The 6,391-nt window shown below is 50.8% G+C and carries 4 protein-coding genes; all 4 read right to left on the bottom strand.

The features are described 5' to 3' along the window. Positions 1-2,344: GumC family protein (locus QVP67_RS07790; protein WP_288180017.1), on the bottom strand; the 2,344-nt coding region annotated here is incomplete at its 3' end. 612 nt (positions 2,345-2,956) lie between these two features. Continuing rightward, positions 2,957-3,790 carry a polysaccharide biosynthesis/export family protein gene (locus QVP67_RS07785; RefSeq protein ID WP_022163008.1) on the bottom strand — a complete coding sequence of 278 codons (834 nt, stop codon included), beginning with the start codon at positions 3,788-3,790 and terminating at the stop codon, positions 2,957-2,959. A 206-nt stretch (positions 3,791-3,996) separates the two neighbouring features. Then, entirely contained in the window at positions 3,997-5,124 is a 1,128-nt protein-coding gene (locus QVP67_RS07780; protein ID WP_022163006.1) for an MraY family glycosyltransferase, read from the bottom strand. Between the two features lie 438 nt (positions 5,125-5,562). Next, positions 5,563-6,120, bottom strand: a complete 558-nt coding sequence (locus tag QVP67_RS07775) for a UpxY family transcription antiterminator (protein ID WP_071150345.1) — start codon at positions 6,118-6,120, stop codon at positions 5,563-5,565. Positions 6,121-6,391: the final 271 nt, after the last annotated feature.

The following is a 6,391-nucleotide window of genomic DNA, read 5'->3' as shown; positions in this document are numbered from 1 at the left end:
GGTAGCCATAGCGGTAACCGTAGTGGCCGCCACTGCCGACGGTGCCGTTCAGGATGAGAGCCATATTCTTGTACTTCTTTTCGTCGTAGATACGTTGCAGCTCGGGAAGCATGCTGCGTTCCAACAGACCGGTGCGTACGACAAAGAGGGTACGGTCGGCCAGCTGCTCGATGATTTGCGTATCGGCTACCATCTCGATAGGAGGACAGTCGATAAATATATAGTCGTACTGGCTGCGGACGGTATCGATGAGCTGCTTGAGGCGGTCGCTGAACAGCAATTCGGTGGGGTTGGGCGGGATGGTGCCTACCGGGAGGAATTGCAGGTTGGCGTGGCGGGCATCGGTGACGATGATGTCCTTCAGGTTGTTGACATGGCCGCTCAGGTAGTTGCTCAGACCGGTTTGCGGAGAGCCGACGTAGGCCGAGGTAGAACCGTGGCGCATGTCACCGTCGATGACCAGCACTTTTTTCTGCTTGATGGCCAGACTGACCGCAATGTTCATGGCCAGGAAAGACTTGCCGCTGCCGGGATTGAATGATGTGACAACGATGACGTTGGAATGCTGTTCCTTGTCGGTCATGAATTCGAGGTTGGTGCGCAGTACGCGGAATGCCTCGTTGATGATGTCGCGGCTGCCTTCGTGTACGACAATGGGGTTGTTTTCTGTTGATTTCTTGTCCGACGTGCCTTTTTTCTTTGTTGCTGCCTGCGGAATTTCGCCGACGAACGGTAAAGTCAGAGCATCCAGATCCTTGCGGCCACGGATGCGGGTGTTCATGGACTCGCGCAGGAAGATGACGGCAACGGGGATAATCAGGCCGATGACGAAGGCTATCAGCAGGATATTCTTCTTAGCCGGTGCCGTGGGAGCCATGCTGCCCGAGGGGGGCATGATGACACGGGTGTTGTAGGCGGTAAATGCCTGGGAAAGCTCGTTCTCCTCGCGCTTCTGGAGCAGGAAGAGGTAGAGGGATTCCTTCACCTTCTGCTGACGCTCGACGGACAGCAGGTATTTGCCCTGTGATGGGTTGGCGGCGATGCGGGCCGTAGTCTGGCGGGCACTCTGCTGCAAGGCACGCAGCTGGGTGTTGAGCGTGGTGACGTAGTTGTCGAGGGTGCGGATGATGGCATCGCGCAGGGCATGGAGCGAATGGTCCATGTCGACTACCAGCGGGTTGGTCTCGCTACTGTTGGCTACCAGATCGTTGCGGCGCAGCTGCAGGGTGTTGTACTCGGCAATCTGCTTCTCGATGCCGGAGTTCTCGATGCCGGAGTTGGCGGGAAGCAGCTGGTTGCGGCTGGAAGCACCGGTGAGGTAGCTGCGGACGTAGCGGGTCATGGACAGCTGGGTGTTCAGGGTCTGGATCTTGGCATTGGTTTCGCTGCTCTCGGCCATGTACATGCTGGCGGCAGCCTGTACGTCGGGCAGCAGGTTCTCGCTCTTGTAGGAGGAGATGTCTTCGTCGACATTGCCCAGTTCGCGCTCGATGACGCCCAGACGTTCGTTGATGAACATGGAGGTGCTGACGGCAATCTGGTTCTTGTCTTTCACCCAGTTTTCGTTGTAGACGGAGATCAGCGTGTTGAGCACGTCTTCGGCACGTTGGGTGCAGACATCCTGTAGGGTGAGGTTGACCACGGTAGACTTTTCGTCGTTGAGGGCGACGGACAGCCGGGAAGAATAATCGGCGGTGGCATCCTGCATACTGATGCGCGATACAAAGACCGTCTGCTGGGCGGCAGTGGAACCGGGGCGGGCATTGACGAGAAGGCGGCCCACGGGGGTCTGGACGGTGTCGTTCAGGGCAGTGACGGCGTCGCCGTCGGCTTCTTCACCGTTGCGTGTGAAGTCGGTGAGCTTCACCTGTCCGTCTTTGTCGGGACGAAGGGTGAAGGAGGCGCTTTCGGCATCGCCCAGGTCGAAGAAGCTGACTTCGTAGGGATTGTCGCTGCCATAGATGACGGGATTGTAGAAACGGCCGTCGGTGGTATAGTTGACATCGAGATGCAGGCGACGGACTACTTCGTACATGACGGCAGGCGACTGCATGGAGAGCATTTCGTTGTTGATGTTGGTGCTGGTGCGGAAAATGTCGATATCGCCCAGCACACCGGCAGCTTCGTTGCCTGAACCGCTCTTGCCGTCTTCCTTGATGAGCAGGGAAGCAGAACGGGTGTAGACGGGCGGGGTTTTCAACAGGTAGATGGTGGCAGCTCCCAGCAGAATAGCCAGGGAGATGACAAACCAGTACCACTTGGCTAAACACAGGATGAACAGATCCTGAATGCGCAGGAAATCATCGTTTCCCGCAGGCTTGTTTTGAGTTGGTTGTATGACCACGGTTGGAAGTTATAAGTTAAGAATTAAAAATTAATATTTAAAAATTAAAAGTTGAGGGTTATCTGCGTGGAATAAAGGTTGAGCGTTGAGGGTTTAGAGTTGAGCGTTGAGGGTTTAGAGTTGAGGGTTTAAAAATTTTTTAGACGCGGATGACACGGAGCACACGGATATTTTAAATTTTCAATCTGCGTTAATCTGCGTAATCTGCGTTGAATAAAAGTTGAGAGTTTAGGGTTTAAGGTTTAGCGTTTAGGGTTTAAGGTTTAGCGTTGAGGGTTTAAGGTTTAGCGTTGAGAGTTTAGAGTTTAGCGTTGAGAGTAGTCAATGTATTGGCTCTAACTTGCCCGTCTAAAAGGGGATACCCTAAAATTGGAAGTTTACAGTTTATATGACGACACGGATTTAAATTTTATCTGTGAAACTCCGTGTCCTCTGTGGTGAATAAAAGTTAAGAGTTTAGCGTTAAGAGTAGTCAATGTATTGGCTTAACTCCTTAATTAGCTTCGCTCAAAACCTCTTTTAATATTTACGCTGAGGAATAGTCTTAATTCTTCATTCTTCATTCCTCATTCTTCATTTTAAAGCGTTCTTCATTTTAAAGCATTCTTCATTTTATTTGAATACCAGCACTGCAATGGTTGTGAGGAACGAGGCGAGTGACAGCCAGAAGGCAGTGGAGCGCACGTTGTTGCCATTGACGGTGGACTGGCGGGCTTTCATATCGTTGGGCTCGATGTAGACTACATCGTTCTGCTGCAGGTAGTAGGCCGGTGAGGTGTAGACGTATTCGCCGGAGGTGAGGTCGACACCGTAGACACGCTGCTTGCCGTTTTCCTGACGCATGACCATGACTTTCTTGCGGTTGCCGTTGATGGTGAGGTCGCCTGCCATGCTCAGGGCATCGAGCAGGGTGACGTGGTCGCGGTCGATGCTGAAACGTCCGGGGGTGTTGACTTCGCCGAGGATGGAGAAGCAGAGATTCATGTATTCGACGGTGACAACGGGATCTTTAACCAGGTTCTGGCGGAGCAGTTCGCTTTTGATGTAGGCGGCGATTTCTTCGCGGTCCATGCCGGCTACCTTGATCTTGCCGAGTACGGGGAAGTCGATTTCACCGTTGCGGTCGACAGTATAGCCGGAAACGCCTTGGGAACTGCCTGTGGAGGAACCGGAACCACTGCTGACTGAACTGACCTGGTTGAACTGCATAGAGACTGTAGGCAGATTGAACAGCATGGCGAGTTGCGGGTCGCGGCAGCTGACGATGATAGAGATCTTGTCCTCGGGACCGATCTTGATGGCAGGAGACGACGCAAGTGCTATTTCGCTCTCACCGGGGGTGAGGTCCTGGAAATAGACGACGTTTTTGGAGGCATTGCAGGAACTGAGCAGGAGCATACCCGGCAGGAGCAGGAGCATGATCCAGGATAATGAACTTTTTTTCATGTCTCTATTGAGCGGGAATTAAATTGATAATTGATAATGGATAATTGATAATGGATAATGGATAATGGATAATTGATAATTGATAATTGATAATTGAAAATTGAAAATTAAAAGATGAATGGGGGTTCAGGCACGGATGACAGGGATAACACAGATTTTTAATTTTTTCCCTCTGTGAAACGCTGCGTCCTCTGTGGTGAATCGGATTATTCATTTTTAATTTTTAATTTTTCATTATTAATTGCTTTAATTTTCTTGGTCAGCCATATGTTGGCTATTGTCCAGATGAAGAAGTCGCCGAACAGAATCCAGTTGATGTTGAGGAACTGCAGCAGCAGGAGGTTGGACAGGGTGAACAGCAGGGAAACCAGAATGATGGTGACCATGGCTGTACGCTGCTTCATGCCGATGGCGAGCAACTTGTGATGGATATGGTTTTTGTCCGGCAGGAACGGATTGCGGCCGTTGCGCACCCGGTGCAGGTAGACCCGCACTACGTCGCAGCAGGGGATGAGCAGGGGAGAGAAAAAGCAGACCATGAGGAAAGAGTCGTCGACACCGCTTTCCGACGGTTCCAGAGACAACAGTTTGAAACCGAGGAGAGCGAGCATCATGCCGACGGTGAGGCTGCCTGTGTCGCCCATGAAGATCTTCCGCTGTTTTTCGGGGTTGCCGAATACATTATAATAATAGAAGGGGATGAGTACGCCCAGTGTGGCGAACGAGAACATGGCATAGATGTATTGCCCGCAATGGAAGAACATGATTCCGTAGACCAGCAGGGCGATGCTGCACAGACCGGAAGCCAGACCGTCGATGCCGTCGATGAGGTTGATGGCATTGATCAGGAAGACGACTGACAGCACGGTGAGCGGGTAGCCGATGAAAGCCGGCAGGGCATGGATGCCCAGAACGCCGTCCAGATTGTCGATCCAGATACCGCCAGCGATGAGCATCAGTCCGCACAGAATCTGGATGACGAACTTGGCACGGTAGCGGACGCCGATGAGGTCGTCGGCCATGCCGGTGAGGTACAGAATCATGATGGTACAGAATCCGAATGTCAGCGTACTGGCATTGCGTTCGGCTTCTACCAGAATTTCAGTATGGCCCAGTAGCAGATTGATTCCCAATACTAAAGCGAATGAGAAGAAAACTACGGGTTTAAAGGCAATGCCTCCCAGCCGAGGAACGACTCCCTGGTGGATTTTCCGTTCGTCGGGCATGTCGAAAAGCCGACGCCGGAAGGCAATCAACAAAATCTGTGGGATGACGATTCCCGCACAGAAAATACACAGTAAAAGGACTGATAAACAGTTGAGTGTCCAAAGCATAACTGTAAATGTTTTGTTTTAGGTTAAATGCTTAACTTTCGCTGGGGCTCAAGTGGGAGTTGACGAGTCTACGAGTTGACAAGTTGACAAGTTGACGAGTTGACAAGTCGTGAGTTGACAAGTTGACAAGTCGTGAGTTGACAAGTTGACGAGTTGACGAGGTGACAAGTAGGCAATCCTTGTGGCCTTGTTAACTCGTCCCCTTGTCTCCTGAAAGCAGTAAGCAATCCTTGTAGTCTTGTTAACTCGTTCCCTTGTCTCCTGAAAGCAGTAGGCAAGCCTTGTGGCCTTGTTAACTTGTTCCCTTGTCAACTAACTTAACTCGTTCCCTTGTCTCCTAATAAATTGAGCACTTGCGAAACTTAATTTAAATATATGACGGAGGCTGCTGTACCTGTTATCCTGATTGCAGCCTTGCCCGTGGGCAATAGGCTGTAGTTAGTGAGCCTCCTTGATTGGTTCTGACACTGTGGGTTTCTTCGATATTATCTCTAAAAAAGAACGTGGAATATACGACGTAAGTACGGCGCACACTCCCTGAATGGAGACCACCAGTCTCCGGTTTTTCTTAACGCGACAGATATACCCTTCGGCACCCTTGAACTTGCCGTCGGTCACCCTTACGCGGTCGCCCTGATGGAACTTGGGGGCGTCGTCGTAATATTCGATGCCTTTTTCGCCGGCAGAAGTGACCAGCATGAAGGTGTTCATTTCCTCGTCGGGGATGACAAGCGGGATCCTTTTCATATCCTCCAGGCGGGTATAAAGGATGACCTTGTCGGTGAACATCTTCTGGACCTTCAACGCATCGGCTGTGGTGGCACGGAAAAACATGAGGGAACTGATCATCGGCTTGCGCACCGTTTTTTTGATTCCGTTCCGGATGACTAACGTTTCTTCGCAAGGGATATACGTTTCGATGTGCTCTTTCTCCAAAGCCTTTTCGATGTCGAAGACTTTGTTATAAAACACTTTTAAAGCAAACCAGTGCATCATGGGGATTGTTTTGAATTGTTTCTTGGTTCGTGGAAGTTGGTCTTTACTTCCGGTTTTTACTTCCGTTTTTTGTGGTTCACCTATGCGAAGTTTGGGTATATACTCTCCATTCCTGCACTTCCTGAACTGTTTGTCCGAGAAATGCAGCACTTAGAGTTAATTCGCTTGTTCTCAATGAGAAACTTCGAAATCCGGGTCACCCCTAAACACAGTAGGCGACTACCGTAACCCTGCCTTTCTGCCGTTTCTATGTAGGAGACGTTAGAAAAGC

The sequence above is a fragment of the Bacteroides sp. CAG:633 genome (assembly GCF_000435115.1).
Classification (GTDB): domain Bacteria; phylum Bacteroidota; class Bacteroidia; order Bacteroidales; family Bacteroidaceae; genus Bacteroides; species Bacteroides ndongoniae.
This window is presented reverse-complemented; position numbering and strand designations above follow the sequence as displayed.